Genomic DNA, 16596 nt, shown 5'->3' on the forward strand with positions numbered 1-16596 from the left:
GGATTTTTGCACAGCGTGGCGGTGCGGTGACGGAATTGATCAGATTTCGATCGAAGTTACCCCGCTGTTCCGGCAGGCGTTGTGCGGTCGTCCCGGCGCTCCGGCGTACGGGTGAGGTACGGATTTCGGTGCCTGTCACGGAGCAACGTCCGCTGGTCCGATCGACAGGTGGGTGGTGGTCCAACCGGTTGTAATGATGGTCACGTCTATTGCCGTGGTTGCCAGAATATGCAATCGGCGCCCACTCGAGCTTATTTGACTCGGCAGTACTTAAATGATGGATAAGCACGGTTTCAGGGGCAATGCAAGGTCTATTTCGGTGCTCGTCGCTAGCGTCATCTCCGCCAGGAGGTGTGTCCGGTGAATGTCACTGCTGAACACTTTGTTACGAGATTTCGAACGTGGGTCGACAGCCGCCCCGACCATCCCGCGGTCGTCTTCGCCGCGGAGCACGGCGAGGGTGGGGTTTCCGGGCCCGTGCTGACGTACCGGGAGCTGGACCGGCGGGCGACCGCGTTCGCGTCCGGGCTGGTTCGCGCGGAGCTGACCGGTTCCCGGGTACTGCTGCTGTACCCGCCGGGGCCGGAGTTCACGGTCGCGATCCTGGGCTGCTTTCTCGCCGGTGTGGTCGCGGTGCCCGCGCCCATGCCGGAATCGGGCGGCCGCGGCGATGCGAGGCTGGCCGGCATCGTGGCCGACGCGGCAGTGACCCAGGTGCTCACCAGCCCGCAGGGCAGCGACACCGTGCGCGGCTGGCTGCACCGCTGCGGGCTTGCCGAGCGGGTCGGGGTGCTCGTCGAGTCCGATCTGGACGGACCCGCGGTCCCGCTGCCGACCCCGGATCTGGCCGGGCTGGCCTTCCTGCAGTACACCTCGGGTTCGACCAGCGAGCCCAAGGGGGTGCTGGTCACCCACGCCGCGCTGGCGCACAACCAGTCGGAGATCGGCAGGGCGCTGGGCCTCGGCTCGGATGTGCGCTCGGTGAGCTGGCTGCCGCACTACCACGACATGGGTCTGGTCGGTCAGGTGCTCGGTCCGCTGTACCTCGGCGGTACCGCCTACCTGATGGCCCCGATGACGTTCCTCAAGCGGCCGTACCGCTGGCTGCGCCTGGTCAGCGTGGCCCGCGCGCAGATCACGGTGGCCCCGGACTTCGGTTACGCACTGGTGACGCGGCGCACCACCGACGAACAGCTGGCCGAACTCGATCTGAGCTGCCTGCGGGTGGTGATGAACGGCTCGGAGCCCATACACGTCACGACACTCGAGCGCTTCGCCGCCCGGTTCGCGCCGGCTGGTCTGCGCGCCGAGGCGATCATGCCCTGCTACGGCATGGCTGAGACCACGCTGTTCGTCACCGCCGCCGCGGCGGGCACCGGCTTCCTCGCGCGCGACGTCGATGCCGCCGCGCTGGCCGCCGACCGGCTCGTCCCCGCCACACCCGGCCGCTCGTACCGGCGGTTGGTGAGCAGCGGCCGGGCAGTGGACTTCGACATCCGGATCGTCGACCCGGCAGCCGGCACACCGTTGCCGGACGCGGCGGTCGGTGAGATCTGGTTATCCGGACCATCGGTTGCCGCCGGTTATCTCGGCAAGCCGGAGGAGTCAGCGGCGACGTTCCGTGCCCGGCTGCCGGGCTCCACCACCGAGTACCTCCGCACGGGCGATCTGGGTGCGCTCGTCGACGGTGAGCTGTACGTCACCGGCAGGCGCAAGGAGATGCTGATCGTCAACGGCCGCAACCTCTATCCCTACGACATCGAGCGGACCATACGCGAGGCACACCCGGCGACGGCGGGCGGCAGCACGGCGGTGTTCACCGTCGGTGACGATGCGGCGCCCGCTGCCATCGCCGTCCAGGAGGTACGTCCGGCCGACCTGCGCGCCACCGACCCCGACGAGCTCATCGCGACCGTGCGCAGGGCCGTGCGTGCGGAGCACGAGCTGCACCTGGCCACGGTGGTGCTGGTGCCGACCGGCGTGATCGAGCGCACCACGAGCGGCAAGGTCCGCCGAGCCGCGACCCGCGCGGCGTTTCTCGCCGACGGGCTGCGCGTACTGCACTCGACCGCGGCGATCCCGGCTGGTGCCGAATGAGCAGCCACCCGGGTTTCCGTCATCCGCCGCTGCTGGCAGCCGAAGAGCTGCGGCGCCGCCTCACCCCAGCCGTGTCCGCCGCGGAACGGGACGCCGCCGATGTTGCGGAGGAGTTTCCGGCCGCCGAGGTAGCGGTGCTCGACGACTATGGCCTTGCCCGCCACTACGTGCCGGCGGAGTACGGCGGGCTGTTGCGTGACTACGAAAGCGCGGCCGCGCTGATGCGTGGTGTCGCCGGGCACGACCTGACGGTGGCCATCGCACACGGCAAGACCTACCTCGGCTCGGTGTGCACCTGGGTGGCAGGCACCGCCGAGCAGGCGCACCGGGTCGCGGCGCTGGTGAGCGCGGGAGTACCGGTCTCCTGGGGGCTGACCGAACGCGAGCACGGTAGCGATCTCGTGGCCGGCGAGCTCACCGCCACGGCCGACGGGAACACCTTCCGGCTGGACGGCGAGAAGTACCTGATCAACAACGCCACCCGTGGTGGCCTGGCCACCGTTCTCGCCCGCACCGCGCCCGAGGGCGGGCCACGCGGGTTCGACGTCTTCCTGGTCGAGCGCTCCCGGCTCGCCGAGGGTACCTACACCCCGTTGCCCAAGGTGGCGACGATCGGCATCCGCGGAGCGGACATCAGCGGGTTCACCCTGCGAGCTGCGCAGGTCGACACCACTGACCGGATCGGTGCACCCGGTACGGGCCTGGAGACGGTGCTGCGTGCGCTGCAGCTCACGCGCACGTTGTGTTCGGCGCTGTCACTGGGCGCGGGCGATCACGGCCTGGCCGAGGCGGTCGCCTTCGCAGGCGAGCGGGAACTGTACGGGCGCCGCCTTGCCGCCTTGCCTGCGGCCGCCCGGACCCTGACCGACTGCTATGCCGACCACCTGCTCAACGAGGCCCTCGCCACGGTGGCAGCCCGCGCCATCCACACCATGACCGGCGAGCTGGCGGCGCTGTCCGTCGCGGTCAAGTACCTCGTGCCGGTGCGCACCGAGGCGCTGCTGGCCCGGCTGCGCAGGCTGCTCGGCGCGCGGGCTTGGCTGCGTGACGTGCGTGGCGGCGTGATCGCCCAGGGCACAGGGCGGTTTCAGAAGATCGAGCGCGACCACCGCATCGTGTCACTGTTCGACGGCAACACGGTCGTGAACCTGAACTCACTGGTGAGCCAGTTCGCCACACTGGCCCGCGGGCACCGCGCCGTCCGCGAGCCCCCGCCGGGACTGGCGGTGGCCGCCGACCTCGCTGCCCCTCTGCCCGCCGTGAACTACGGTGCGCTGCGACTGGTGCCGACTCGCGGGATCGGCCTGCTGCACAATCTGGCTCCGGCTTCGGCTCAGCTCGCGGAACTGGCCGGCGCCGATCCGTTGCTGGGTCCGGTCGCTGCGGCCGTGCGCAGACTGACCGAGCGGACCGAGACGCTGCTCGCCGAGATCGGCACGCAGCCGATCGTGCCGCCCGACGTCCCGCCGTATGCGTTCGCGCTGGCTCGCCGGCTCGCCGCGGCAGTGGCCGCAGCGGCGGCAGTGGCCCTCTGGCTGGGCAGCCACCGGTACTTCGTCGACGGGACGGACGAACCCGGTTCCGCCGCGCCCCTGTGGCGGCACGGCCGGTGGCTGCTCGCCGTGCTCGACAGGGTGCTCGGCCAGGAGTCCACTGTGGAGGACGAGGTGCTCGACGAAACACACGCGGTGCTCGGCACGGTGCTGGCCGGTCAGGTAGCCGCCGGTGCCATGCCGTCACTGTTGTCACTGGGGAGCGTGGCATGACCGCGCCCACGCTGGAAACGCTGCTCGGCGATCCCTACGACGAGACGAACCCCACCGGCCACGCGGCGGTGCTGGCCGCCGACGACGCGGGGGAGCCGCTCGCCGCGGGTGAGGCCGTACTGGACGGCTGGTCGGTCAATGCCGAGTACGTCCCCGTCGCGCTCGGCGGCAGGCTGGCCGACGTTCCCACACTGATCCGCAGGCTGCGGCCGGTGTTCCGGCGCGACGCCGGGTTGGGGCTCGGCCACGGCCTGACCACGTTGATGGCTGCGCTGAACGTGTGGACGGCCGGCACGCCGGAGCAGTGCCGGCGAGTGGCGGGGCTGCTGCTCGCGGGCGAGCGCATCTCCGTCGCCTACCACGAGCTGGCGCACGGCAACGATCTGGCGCGCAACGCGCTGCGCGCCGAGCCCACCAGCGCCGGATTCCTGTTGCACGGCACCAAACAGGTGATCAACAATGCCGGGCGGGCCAGAGCCGCCGTGATCTTCGCCCGCACTGCCGACCCCGCGGCGCCACCGGGCGGGCGCGACCATTCTCTGCTGCTGCTCGACGACCTCGACGCGGTTGCCGGGCTCACCCGCCTGCCCCGGCTGCGCACCTCCGGCCTTGCCGGGTGCCGGCTGGCCGGGCTCGGGTTCGACGGAGCCGCCGTACCGGCCGGTGCGCTGGTGGGCGAACCGGGTACCGGCGGGTCCACCGCACTGCGCTCGTTCCAGGTCAGCCGCTGCGTGACCGCGGGGGTCGGCACCGCCCTGCTCGAGGCGGCCCTGTTCGGGGTGTATCGCTTCGCCGCAGGCCGGATTCTTTACGGCCGCCCGGTGACCGCGCTGCCCCACGCGCGCTACCTGCTGGCCGGCGCGTTCGCCGACCTGCACATCGCGCAGGCCTTCACACATGCCGCCGCCCGATCGCTGCACCTCTGTCCCGCCGCCGCGGGCCGCTACGCCGCCGCGGCGAAGTTCCTGGTGCCGCGGCTGGTCGAGGACGCACTCGGCGATCTGGCCGTGGTCCTCGGGGCACGCAGCTACCTGCGCACCGGTCCCTACGCATTCGTCGGCAAGCACCTGCGGGACATCGCAGGCCTGAGTATCGGGCACGCCGGGGGAGTGAGCTGCCAGCTCGCGCTGCTGCCGGACCTGCCCGGCCTGGTTCTCGACGAGCCTGCAGCACCGGAGCTTTTCGGCACCTCGCCGTTGCCCCCGCTCGACTTCACCGCGCTGCGGATGCGCGCCAGCCGGCCCGATCCGCTGCTCGCCGCGCTGGCACCGGCTCTCGACGCGGTGGGCGGTGAGCTCGCCGCCGGTGTCCGCGTGGAACTGGCCGAACTGCGCGCGGCTGCCGGCGCACTGCCAGTGGCCGAACGTGGCGTGACGGCGGGGCACCGGTCGCTGGCGCTGACCGAGCGATACGCCTGGCTGCTCGCCACCTCTGCGTGCCTCAACTCGCCGCACGCAGGCGATCCGTTGTGGACGGACGCGGTGCTGGAGCGGATCGGGCTGCGGTCCGGCCGACTCGGCGAGCCGCGTACCACCACGGCGGCGGAGGCCGCGTTCGCCGTGCTGACGGACCGCGCCGAGCGTGGCCGGAGTTTCGACCTCGATCCCGAACCTGTCGTCCGCACACGGTGACCGCGTCGCCGGAGAAAGGAACCCGATGAGCCTCCCCGAGCACACCAGGCCCCCGACGACGGCGGACCTCGTCACCTGGCTGGCCGAGCGCGTCGCCGAGTACCGCGAGGTCCCCGTGGGGCAGATCGACGCGACGGTACCGCTGGCGGAGCTGGGCCTCGACTCGGTGTACGTGCTCAGCCTGTGCGGTGACGTCGAGGACACCTGGGGCCTCGAAGTCGAACCGACCGTTGCCTGGGACTACCCGACCATCGAGGCGCTCGCCGGGTACCTGCATGGCGAACTCGCGGCGGGGCGGCCGTGACACCGCCGCGAGGCGGGATCGCCGTCGTCGGTATCGACTGCCGGTTACCCGGCGCGCCCACGGTCGATGACTTCTGGCGGTTGCTCATCGACGGCCGCACCGCGGCGGGCCCTGTCCCCGCCGACCGCTGGGATCCGGCGCGGGTCGACGGCGCTCCGCCGGGCGTGACGCTGCCCGCGGCCTTCCTCGCCGACGTCGCCGGCTTCGACCACGGCTTCTTCGGGATCTCACCGGCCGAGGCCGCGGCCATGGACCCGCAGCAGCGCCTGCTGCTGCAGGCGACCTGGCGGGCCGTAGAGGACGCAGGCCACGACCCGCGCGCGCTGGCAGGCACCGCCACCGGCGTGTACGTGGGCATGATGTCCAGCGAATGGGGCACGCTGCACCTGTCGGACTACCGGGGCATGACCGCGCACCGCGGTTCCGGCAACGGTTACTGCATGGCCGCCAACCGGATCTCCTACCACCTCGATCTCAAGGGCCCGAGCATGGCGGTCGACACGGCGTGCTCGTCGTCGCTCGTGGCCACCCAGCTGGCAGCCACCGCTCTGCAGGCGGGCGAGGTGGACATCGCGATCGCCGCCGGGGTGAACCTGATCCTCACTCCCGCACTGTCCATTTTCTACGCACAGGCGGGCCTGGCTGCCCCGGACGGCCGGTGCAAACCGTTCGCCGACGGTGCCGACGGTATCGGCCGCGGTGAGGGCGTCGGCGTGGTGGTGCTGCGCAGGCTGTCCGATGCGCTGGCCGACAAGCAGCGGGTGTACGCGGTGATAGAGGGCGGCGCCGTCGGGTCCGACGGCCGGAGCAATGGCCTGACCGCACCGAACCGGTTCGCCCAGGCCGGTGTCATCCGCAGGGCACACGACCAGGCAGGCATCGAGCCGTCCGCGGTGTCGTTTGTGGAGGGACACGGCACAGGAACCCGCCTTGGCGACATGATCGAGGTGCGGGCCCTCGGCGACGTGCACGCGGGCAGGCAGACCCCCGCGCTGCTCGGCTCGGTGAAGGCCAACCTCGGGCACCTGGAGGGCGCGGCAGGCATCACCGGGCTGATCAAGGCGTGCCTTGCGCTGGAGCGGCGCACGTTGCCCGGCATGCCGGCGGGGGAGGAGAACCCCGAGCTGCGGCTGGCCGACCACGGTTTCCGGCTGGCGACCACCGCGTCCCGCCTGCCTGCGGGGACGGTTCACGCCGGGGTCAGCAGCTTCGGCCTCGGTGGCACGAACGCGCATCTGGTGCTCTCCTCACCGCCGCGTACGACCACGCCCGCGCCGCGGGAGCCGGAGGCGGCGGTACTGACCGTCACCGCGGCGACCACGGCAGCGCTGGCCGCCAACCTCACCGAGCTCCGTGCCGCGGTTGCCGCCGAAGTGCCCGGTCGCGTCGCGCAGCTCGCCTGGTCGTCCACTGTGGTCAAACGTGGGCTGCGGCATCGCGCGGCGGTCGGCGGCGTTGGGCGTGACGGCTTGCTCACTGCGTTGGACCGCGTGCTCGGGGAGCAGAACGGACATGACGCCGGGTCCGCCCCGCGCATCGCGTTGGTGTTCACCGGCCAGGGGAGCCAGTTTCCCGCCATGACCGCGGCACTGTACCGGCACTGCCCCCCGTACCGGCAGCAGCTGGACCGGGTGTCCGCCGCGATCGGTGAGCTGCCAGGCGGAACGCTCGTCGAGCTGTTGCTCTCCGGTGCCGACCTGGAGCCGACCGCGCTCGCCCAGCCCGCGTTGTTCGCTCTCTCCTACGCGCTGGCGGCCACACTCCTGGAGCTCGGCGTACAGCCGGTCGCGGCGATCGGCCACAGCGTTGGCGAGTTCGCCGCCGCGTGCGCCGCGGGTGCACTCGACCTCGCCGACGCGGCGCGGCTGGTGACCGTGCGCGGCTCCCTCATGCAGGCGCTGCCCGGCGGCGGTGCGATGGCTGCTGCCAGGCTGTCCGCGGCCGAACTGACCGGGTTGCTCGGCCCCGATCTGGGTGCCCGCGACGGTGAGGTGCTCGATGTCGCCGCCAGCAACGGCCCGCGCTCGGTCACGGTGAGCGGCAGCGAGGCCGCGGTCGAGCGCGCCGCCGCCGCGATCCGGGCAGCGGGGACGGCGGTGACCCGGCTCGCGGTCTCGCATGCCTTCCATTCCGGATTGATGCGCCCCATGGTCGGGCAGTTCGCCGCGGTGGCTGAGAAAGTGCCCGCAGGTACGCCGCGCTTTCCCCTGCTGTCCACTGTGCGCCATGGCGACTCCGGTGCCGAGACACTGACCACAGTAGACGGTTCCTATTGGACGGAGCAGATCTGTGCCCCGGTGCGGTTCGCCGACGCCGCCGACGCGCTGGCCGCACTGGCGCCGACACACGTGGTGGAGGTCGGACCGAGGCCGGTGCTGCTCGGCCTGCTGCGCGGCATTCTCGGCCCGCACACGGCGTTGGCGTGCTCGCCGGGGCCGCGTGCGGACGGTGGCGAGCTGGCGGCCGTGGTGGCGGCCCTCTGGCGGGACGGCGCCGACGTGGCTCTCGACCGCTGGTACACCCCGGCCGCGCGGGTCCGGCGCAGGCTGCCCGGCTACGTCTTCGACATCCGCACCGAGTTCTGGTTCGACCCGGGCGCCGCACCGGCCGCCCGGGTGCACACCACGGCGGACACCGGTTACGAAGCCACGACCGTTTCCGAGCCGGCCGCGTCCGGTGTCGCCGACCTCGTGCGTGCGGCGATCCGCGTGGTCAGCGGCCACGACGACGCTGCGCTGCACCCACAGGCGGAGCTGGCCGACCTCGGCTTCGACTCGATCATGGCGATGCGGTTCGTCGACGAGCTCGAACCCCGCATCGGGCCGCTCGACCTCGAAGCCCTGTTACCGCACCTGACCACAGTCGGAAGCCTCATCACGCACTTCGAACGAGCCCACCCCGCCCCGGAAGGAGCCCCGGCGTGAGCCACCTGCTGTTGGGCAGCGGCACAGCGCTGCCAGGTGACCCCATCGACAACGCACGCATCGGAGAACGCTTCGGCACCGACCCGCGCTGGGTGGAGCGGTTCGTGGGCACGCGCACCCGGTACCTCGGCGTGGACCTGGACACCGGCGAAGTCACGCACACACTGGTGGACCTGGCGGCCGAAGCGGCCGCGGCCGCGGCCGCCGATGCCGGGCTGGAGCCCGGCGACATCGACGTGGTGGTGCTGGCCACCGCCTCGCCCGACCATCTGATGCCGGCCTCGGTCAACCTGGTCGCCGACCGGCTCGGCCTGCAGGAGGTGCCCACTTTCCAGCTGCAGTCCGGTTGCGCGGGCGCGGTGCAGGCATTGGCATTGGCCGGCCGGATGCTCGACGACGAGCAGCGCACCGCACTCGTGATCGGCGCCGACTCATGCGCCAAGCACCTGGTGCTCGACCACGACTTCGCCGCGCTCCCACCGAGTGAGCTGATCAACTACGTGATCTTCGGTGACGGCGCCGGCGCGGTCGTGCTCGGCAAGGACGGGCCCGCCGACGCGACCAGGCTCGGCCCGGTGCGGACCACCTTCGTCGGTCTCGGACGTGAGCCGGGGCAGGTCATCCGCTGGTTCGGCGCCGCCGACCGCGACAGTGGCGAGCAGCCGGTCGCCGAGGACTACAAGGCCATCGAGGCCGGCGTTCCGGTGCTGGCAGCGGAAGCACTGGCCGATCTGCTGGCGCGGACCGGATGGACGCCGGATTCGGTGACCCACCTGCTGCCGCCGCAGCTGGGCGGGCGGATGACCGAGCACATCACCGCCGGCCTCGTGGAACGTTTCGGCCTGCGCGCCGCCGAGGTCAGCTGTGTCGCCGACACCGGCAACAACGGAAACGCCCTGCCGTTCCTGCAACTGCACCGGGTCCTGCCACTGGCGCCCGGCGACCGGGCGCTCGCGGTGGCCATCGAGTCGAGCAAATGGATCAGGACCGGATTCGCGTTGGAGGGAATGTGATCGAGCAGGCCAACCCGGGCGTTCCCACCGTGTCGATCGCGGTGACCGGCAGCGGCACCATCGCCCCACTCATCCCCGCGCTGACCGGGGAACTGGCCCGGCACGCCATGCTGGGCGGGGTACGCGCGGGTGATCCCGGGGCTTTCGCACTGCACCTCGCTCAGCCTGCCGAGAGCGACGTGACGCTGTGCCTGCTCGACGCCACGGCGGTGTTCCAGCGCATCACGAGTCCGGTGTGGACAGTGGACGACGTCGAAGAGGCCGCGGCAGGACTGCTCGACCTCCTGCGGGAGCTGACCGCGCTGCACCGTGACCGGGGCCAGGGCGCGCTGGTGTTCACGACCGCACCGCTGTGGTCCTGGTACACGAACCAGATCCTCGATCTGCGGGAGCGCGCCCGGCTCGGCGCAGTGTGGCGCCGGTTCACCGCGGAGCTGCTCGAACTGGGCACGGGGGAGGGCGGCTGCTACGTCATCGACCTCGACCCGCTCCTCGGTGACAGCGGGCCCGCCCGCGATCCCCGGCTCGCGGTATACGCCCGGGTGGCCTACACCGACGAGGTGCTCGGCCTGCTCGCGCGCACGGTCGGCCACCTGGCCCGCGGCCTGCGTGGCAAGCCGCGTAAATGCCTGGTACTCGACCTCGACGGCACGTTGTGGGGTGGCACGCTGGCCGAGTCCGGCGGCGACGGGCTCGAGATGGCCGACGGACTGCGCGGCGAGGCCCACCGCCGCTTCCAGCGTGCGGTCGCCCAGCTCAGTAGCCAGGGCGTCCTGCTGGCGATCTGCAGCAAGAACGATCCCGACGAGGTCGAGCAGGTCCTGCGGACCCACCCCGATCTCGTGCTCAGCCGCGACGACTTCGTGACGGTGGTGGCCGACTGGGGCCCGAAGGCCGACACCATCGTCGAGGTCGCCGAGCGGATCGGCATCGGCGTGGACAGCCTGGTGTTCGTCGACGACAGCCCGACGGAAGCAGGACTGGTGCGTACTCGCCGGCCGGAGATCGCGGTCATCGAGGTCGATGCCGCCGAGCCCGCACGGCACACCGACCGCCTGCTGGAGGAGGGCTGGTTCGACAGCACCGCGATCACCGCCGAGGACCGGGAACGGGTCGACCGCTACCGCACCGAGGCGCGTCGCTCCGAGTTCCGCGCCGGCTTCACCTCGCTCACCGGCTACCTCGCCGAGCTGGACACCCGGCTGGAGCTCTTCGCGCCCGGCCAGGGCGATGTCGCGAGGCTGGCACAGCTGACGCAACGCACCAACCAGTTCAACCTCACCACCGTGCGGTTGGACACCACAGCCGTCCGCAATGCACTGTCCGATCCGGACACGGTGGTCGCACCGATCCGGGTACGCGACCGGTTCGGTGACCACGGCGTGGTCGGTGTGCTGTTCGCCCGGCAGGACGCGGGCACGATCGTCATCGACAACCTGGTGATGTCGTGCCGGGTGCTCGGCCGCGGCATCGAATCGGCCTGGCTCGGCGAGCTGCTGCGCTGGGCGGCCGCGCAGGGCGCCTCCGCGGTACTGGGCACCTACCGCCCCACACCGCGGAACGGCCGCGTGGCCGGCCTATACCCAGAGCACGGCTTCACGGCAGTGGACGGGCCGGACGGCGCCTCGTGGTTCCGCCACGACCTCGCCGTGCTGCCGGAGCCGATCGCCCATCTCACCGTCGACTCGGCGCTTCCCGGGTCGCTGACACTGGGAGAACCGCGATGACACTGGACACCACGGCGTTTCTCGTTCTGCTGCGTGACGAGGTGGGGCTGCAGGTGACGGAATCCGATTTGGACACCCGCTTCGACGACCTGCCCGGCTGGGACTCCGTGCTACTGCTCAAGCTGCTCAGCGCGGTGGAGCAGGCGACCGGCAGGCAGGCGCCGATGCTGGCGATGCTCGAGGCCACCGATCTGCGCGGTGTGCACGCCGCCATAGGCACATGAGCGTCACGGTGGGGCCGGTTCCCCGGCAACGCAGGCACACCCTGCACTTCCTCGCCCACGCGCGCGCGGCCAGCCCGGTGCACCTCGGCGCGGAGGTGGACGCCACCGCACTGCTGGCCGACCGGGTGGCCACCGGCCGCGCGACGTCGGTGGTCACGTATGTCATTCACTCTGTGGGCCGGGTGCTCGCCAGGTACCCCGATGCCAACGCCGCCTACGGTGGGCTGCTGCGGCCGCGGCTGGTTCGCTGCCCGTTCGTGGACGTGAAGGTGACGCTGGACCGCGAGATCGCCGGCACGCGAGTGGTGCTGTCGGCTGTGCTGCCGGATGCCGATCGGGCCTCCAGGCTGTTCCTGCAACACCGGCTCGACCGGCTGGTGACCGGCGACCCGTCGCGGCTGCCGGACTTCGCCGGGGCTCGCGCGCTGCAGCGGATGCCGTTCCCCGCGGGCAGGCTGGCGTTCGCGCTGGCGAACCGCCTGCCGGAACGGCATCGCAGGCTGGGCACGGTGGCGGTCACGTCGCTGGGGCACCGGCGGGTTCGTACCTTCTTCAGCTCTGGCGGCACCGCGTTGACGATCGGTGTCGGTCACATCGAGCGGCGGCCCCTGATCCGCGGCGGCGAGATCACCGCCGCGCCGGTGCTGCCGCTGTCGCTCACGTTCGACCACCGGGTGCTCGACGGCGCGCTCGCCGCGGACGTGCTCGACGACCTGGTGTCCACATTGGAGCGTTCCCCGGAGTCGGCCGATGCGGTTCGCTGAGCCGCCGGTGTGGCTGCGGCCGGACACCGGAACCGGGTGGGCGCGGGCGCTGTCCGGCTGGTCCGCGCACGGCAGGCTGGTCGCCGCCGCCACCGCGGCCGACTGGGGCACGGGCCGGGCGGGCTCCCGCCACCTGATCGCCGCGACCCTCGGTCACCTGCTGGGCCGCGAGGCCGCCGGCATCGCGCTGGCTCGCGACGATCAGGGCAGGCCCTACCCGGTGCACGGCGGCACCGGCGAACGGCTGCCGGTCGATGTGAACCTCAGCCACACCGGGGACCTGTTCGTCCTCGGGGTCAGCCGGGCGGGCCGGATCGGCGTCGATATCGAACGCGCCGACCGCATCATCGCCACCGGGCCGTCCATGTTGGCGCGGTTCTGCCACCCCGCCGAAACCGTCGCGCTGAGCGGCGTCTCCGGCGCCGTACGCACCGAGGCCATAGCCCGGTTGTGGGTCGGTAAGGAGGCGATCGCCAAAGCCGATGGCCGGGGGCTGGCCATCGGCATGCCCACCGTGCGGGTCGACCGGCCCCCGCAGGGTTACCGGCTCGGCATCGACCGCCTGCGCCGCGCACCCTCCGGCGCTGATTACTGGGTCGCGGTGGCACTGCGCGAGGACCGAACCACGCCGATCACGACCAGGACCCTCCAGGAGGCAGCCCGATGACATCCACCCTGCCCGGCCGCCGCGCTGGCGAGGCGCCGCCGCCCTTGGCGGAACTGGCGGGCTTCGCGCGGCTGCACGCGCGGGCACTGGGACTCGACCCGGTCGCGGCGGGCGCGGTGCTGGACCGCCTCGTCGCCGACGGGGACGAGGCGGCGTGGCCCCGTGTGTGGTCAAGGCTGGGGGAGCGGCGCCTGGCCGCGGGCAGGCCGCTGGAGGCCTGTCGCTGCTTCGTGCTCGCCCGCTTCCCCTTTCCCGCTGATCCCGATCGCCTGCGCGCCGGCGAGGCAGCCGTCCGTGCCTTCGACAGCTGGCGCCTCGCGCACGGCGGAATCGACCGGCTCGATCTCTCGCTTCCCGCCGGACAGGTGGCCGCCTGGACGGCCGGTGTCACCCCGGGCCGCCCGGTGCTGCTCGTCATGGGCGGCATCATCAGCGTCAAGGAACAGTGGGCTCCGTTCCTCACGGCGGCCCGCCGGCTGCGTGCCGGTGTCATCGTCACCGAGATGCCATCGGTGGGGGAGAACACAACCCCTTATCTGCCCGGCAGTGTCGAGCTGATTCCGGAGATCCTCGACCGGCTCGGCGCAGCAGTGTGCGCGGCGGGTGTGCATGTGGTGGGGCTGAGCTTCGCCGGGCACCTCGCGCTGGCCGCTGCCCGGCACGACCCCAGGATTCGCAGTGTCCACACTGTCGGCGCGCCCGTCTCTGCCGCGTTCACCGACCGTGACTCGCTGCCGTCCACGACCCGTGCCACGGTGAGCCATCTCTCCGGTGGAGCGGACCTCACCGCACTCGCTCTCGATCGCGACGCCCTCGCCGAACTCCGGGTTCCCGTGCGGTACGTGGCCAGCCGCCGCGACGAGATCATTCCCCGGCGGGAGTGGGAGCTGCTCGCCGAGTCGCTTGTGGACTTCCGCTGGGTCGAGTTCGACGACGTGCACGGCTCACCGGCCCATCTCACCGACACCCGGCTGTGGCTGCTGCGTGGTGTGCTGGAGGCGCTCGGCGACCGGCGCGCCAGCGCGCTCGGTCTCCTGCTGGCACTGCGCGGCAAGGCGACCAGGACGGGAGTGTCGCGGTGACCGTCAACCTGTTCTGCTTCCACCACGCGGGCGGCACGGCCTCGGTCTTCCGCGCCTGGGAAGGCGCGCTGCCGGACGGGGTCACGCTGCGCCCGGTGCAGCTGCCGGGGCGGGAGAACCCGGCTGCCGCGCTGCCGTACGCCGACCTGCGGTCGCTGATCGCGGACCTGGACGCGCAGCTCGACGACGAGCTGGCGGCGCCGCATGCCTTCTTCGGCCACAGCATGGGGGCGTTGCTCGCCTACTGGCTCCTCCAGCGGCGAATGGCCCGCGCGGCCCGCCTGCCCGAGGTCTTCCTCGCCGCCGCCTACGCCGCTCCGCACCTGACCAGGCCCGTGCTCGTGGGGAACGACATCGACAGCGTCGACGACCTGACCCTGGCCCACCGGCTGCGCGCGATCGGCGGCCTGCCAGAGGACCTGCTGACCAGACCGGAATGGTTACGTGTGCTGCTCGGCTCGGTCCGCGCCGATCTGCGGTTGTGCGCCGATCATCGCTACATCGCCGCACCACCCTTACCCATGCCGGTTTTCGTCTTCGGCGGCCGCCACGATCCGCTGGTCACACTGGACCAGCTCGACGGGTGGCGCGAGCACGCCGCCGACGCGTTCGCACTCGACGTCCTCGACGGCGGGCACTTTCTCGTACAGGACCGCAACGCCGGCCTGCTGCCCGCACTCGGCCGCAGGCTCGCCGAGGTCGCCGGTCGCGTGCCCGATCGTCTCGCCGCGCAGCACACCACGGTCGCACCACTGAGGAGAGTCCGATGAACATCCACACCACCGACGTCTGCGTTGTCGGCGGCGGGCCCGCCGGGCTGACGCTGGCGCTGTGCCTCGCCCGCGCCGGGCATCAGGTCACGGTGCTGGAGCAGAGCCCCCGCTTCGACCGCAGCTTCCGCGGCGAGTCGCTGTCACCCGACGGCGTGTGGTTGCTCGACCAGCTCGGTGTCCTTGGTACTGTCGCCGAGCGTGGCGCGCTGACCGTCGAGCGGCTCGAGATCGCCGAGTCGGGAAAGGTGATGATGCGCACCGAGTTCGCCGACTTCTCCTACCATTGCCGGTTTCCGATGGAGATCCCGCAACCGACACTGCTGTCCGCGCTCGCCGAGGCCGCGGCCGAGGAGCCGGGGTTCGAGCTTCGCCAGGGGGCGACCGTCACCGATCTGGTCGAGGACGACGGCACGGTGACCGGGGTACGGTACCGTGCCGCAGGCGGCGAGAAGGGTGAGATCCGGGCCGCACTGGTGGTCGGCGCCGACGGCCGGTACAGCAAGATCCGTGGACTGTCCGGTTTGGACTTCACGAAGGTTCCGCTCGACCGCGACGTCGTGTGGCTGCGCGTGCCGAGGCCGGCCTCGTGGGAAGCCGGAACGTACCGCATCCGTTTGCGCGGCGCGCGGCACGGCCTGTTCATCCCCACGTACCCAGACGACATCCGCGTCGGCTTCAACATTCCCAAGGGCGGCCTGAAGGAGCTACGCGCCGATGGTATCGGTGCTCTGCACACGCGCCTGCACGAGATCGCCCCGGAGCTGTCGGAGACGCTGCGCGCGACCGTCACCGGCTGGTCCGGCACCACAGTGCTCGACATCTTCACCGTCGCCACGCCGCGCTGGTCGCGTCCCGGCCTGGTGCTCGTCGGCGACGCCGCGCACACGCTGACCCCGATTCTCGGTCAGGGCGTCAACCACGCGCTCATCGACGGTCGCACGCTGGCCGGGCTGCTCGACCCAGCCTTGCGCGCCACGGGCACACGCCGTGCCGAGCTGGTGACCACCGCCGCATTGCGGTTCCAGGCGGAGCGGGAGACCGCCGTGCGAATCTCCCGGAACCTGCAGCTGCGCCAGGAACGGGCCTTCACCTTCGGCCACCGGCTCGCGGTGGCCGGACGATCCACGCTGTACCGGGCGCTGCACCACAGCAGGTACCTGCAGAAGCGAATCCTGTGCAGCGCGTACTTCCAGCTCCAGCCGGAGCTGACCGGATGAGCGGCCGTCGTCTCATCCCGGGTTGGCTGCTGCTCGCCGGGGTCTGCGGTGCGTTCGCCGCTTTCGAGATCACCAAGCACCTCGGCTGGACCGTACCCGGTGCGCTGCTCGGCGCGTTGCTGCCGTTCGCGGCGCGGCTACGGCCGATGCGGGTCCTCGCGCACTGGGCACCACCACTGGTGGTGCTGGTGGCCTTCACCGTCGTGCCGGAGACGCAGGCGCAGGCCGCGCCCGGCTTCACCCTCGGGCTGGTCTGGCTGACACATGTGGCGCTCGCCCGCGGGATCCGGCGGGAAAGCCAGGCCTAAGCCACGGCTCAGCAGTGCGCGGGACAGTGGGCGGCGCAACGACCCTGCCTCAACTGGGAGAACCATGAACGCCGAGACCGTTGCCGGAAACGCTGATAC

At 71.7% G+C, this 16596-nt stretch carries 14 protein-coding genes; all 14 read left to right on the forward strand.

Going from position 1 to position 16596, the window contains the following annotated elements; all coding sequences use genetic code 11:
- Window positions 1-360: 360 nt before the first annotated feature.
- The 14 genes from ABZ863_RS19040 to ABZ863_RS19105 are packed head-to-tail and all read left to right on the forward strand — an operon-like array spanning window position 361 to window position 16497.
- Window positions 361-2097 carry a fatty acyl-AMP ligase gene (locus ABZ863_RS19040; RefSeq protein WP_358537188.1) on the forward strand — a complete coding sequence of 579 codons (1737 nt, stop codon included), beginning with the start codon at window positions 361-363 and terminating at the stop codon, window positions 2095-2097.
- Window positions 2094-3863 (forward strand): acyl-CoA dehydrogenase family protein, encoded by a 1770-nt coding sequence (locus tag ABZ863_RS19045; RefSeq protein WP_358537190.1) that lies wholly within the window; start codon window positions 2094-2096, stop codon window positions 3861-3863. Before ABZ863_RS19040 ends, ABZ863_RS19045 begins: the two co-directional genes overlap by 4 nt.
- On the forward strand, window positions 3860-5494 hold the full coding sequence (locus ABZ863_RS19050; protein WP_358537192.1) for an acyl-CoA dehydrogenase: 1635 nt from the start codon (window positions 3860-3862) through the stop codon (window positions 5492-5494). Before ABZ863_RS19045 ends, ABZ863_RS19050 begins: the two co-directional genes overlap by 4 nt.
- A 25-nt stretch (window positions 5495-5519) precedes the next feature.
- Window positions 5520-5798, forward strand: coding sequence for an acyl carrier protein (locus ABZ863_RS19055; protein WP_358537195.1), 279 nt, complete (start codon window positions 5520-5522; stop codon window positions 5796-5798).
- Entirely contained in the window at window positions 5795-8722 is a 2928-nt protein-coding gene (locus ABZ863_RS19060; RefSeq protein WP_358537198.1) for a beta-ketoacyl synthase N-terminal-like domain-containing protein, read from the forward strand. The genes ABZ863_RS19055 and ABZ863_RS19060 overlap by 4 nt, the downstream gene beginning before the upstream one ends.
- A complete protein-coding gene (locus ABZ863_RS19065; protein ID WP_358537201.1) occupies window positions 8719-9735 on the forward strand; it encodes a 3-oxoacyl-ACP synthase III family protein in 1017 nt (338 codons plus the stop codon). Before ABZ863_RS19060 ends, ABZ863_RS19065 begins: the two co-directional genes overlap by 4 nt.
- The gene (locus ABZ863_RS19070) at window positions 9732-11462 is read left to right on the forward strand and encodes an HAD-IIIC family phosphatase (RefSeq protein WP_358537203.1); all 1731 of its coding nucleotides are present in this window, start codon (window positions 9732-9734) and stop codon (window positions 11460-11462) included. Before ABZ863_RS19065 ends, ABZ863_RS19070 begins: the two co-directional genes overlap by 4 nt.
- On the forward strand, window positions 11459-11686 hold the full coding sequence (locus ABZ863_RS19075) for an acyl carrier protein (RefSeq protein ID WP_358537206.1): 228 nt from the start codon (window positions 11459-11461) through the stop codon (window positions 11684-11686). Before ABZ863_RS19070 ends, ABZ863_RS19075 begins: the two co-directional genes overlap by 4 nt.
- The gene (locus ABZ863_RS19080) at window positions 11683-12450 is read left to right on the forward strand and encodes a 2-oxo acid dehydrogenase subunit E2 (protein ID WP_358537209.1); all 768 of its coding nucleotides are present in this window, start codon (window positions 11683-11685) and stop codon (window positions 12448-12450) included. The genes ABZ863_RS19075 and ABZ863_RS19080 overlap by 4 nt, the downstream gene beginning before the upstream one ends.
- Window positions 12437-13117, forward strand: coding sequence for a 4'-phosphopantetheinyl transferase superfamily protein (locus ABZ863_RS19085; protein ID WP_358537212.1), 681 nt, complete (start codon window positions 12437-12439; stop codon window positions 13115-13117). Before ABZ863_RS19080 ends, ABZ863_RS19085 begins: the two co-directional genes overlap by 14 nt.
- On the forward strand, window positions 13114-14199 hold the full coding sequence (locus ABZ863_RS19090) for a hypothetical protein (RefSeq protein ID WP_358537215.1): 1086 nt from the start codon (window positions 13114-13116) through the stop codon (window positions 14197-14199). The genes ABZ863_RS19085 and ABZ863_RS19090 overlap by 4 nt, the downstream gene beginning before the upstream one ends.
- The gene (locus ABZ863_RS19095; protein WP_358537217.1) at window positions 14196-14969 is read left to right on the forward strand and encodes a thioesterase domain-containing protein; all 774 of its coding nucleotides are present in this window, start codon (window positions 14196-14198) and stop codon (window positions 14967-14969) included. The genes ABZ863_RS19090 and ABZ863_RS19095 overlap by 4 nt, the downstream gene beginning before the upstream one ends.
- Window positions 14966-16189, forward strand: a complete 1224-nt coding sequence (locus ABZ863_RS19100) for an FAD-dependent oxidoreductase (protein ID WP_358537220.1) — start codon at window positions 14966-14968, stop codon at window positions 16187-16189. Before ABZ863_RS19095 ends, ABZ863_RS19100 begins: the two co-directional genes overlap by 4 nt.
- Window positions 16186-16497: a hypothetical protein gene (locus ABZ863_RS19105; RefSeq protein WP_358537222.1), complete on the forward strand. Its 312-nt coding sequence runs from the start codon at window positions 16186-16188 to the stop codon at window positions 16495-16497. Before ABZ863_RS19100 ends, ABZ863_RS19105 begins: the two co-directional genes overlap by 4 nt.
- Window positions 16498-16596 lie beyond the last annotated feature (99 nt).

It is taken from the genome of Saccharomonospora sp. NPDC046836, from assembly GCF_040645195.1.
In the GTDB taxonomy this organism is placed as follows: Bacteria; Actinomycetota; Actinomycetes; order Mycobacteriales; family Pseudonocardiaceae; genus Prauserella_A.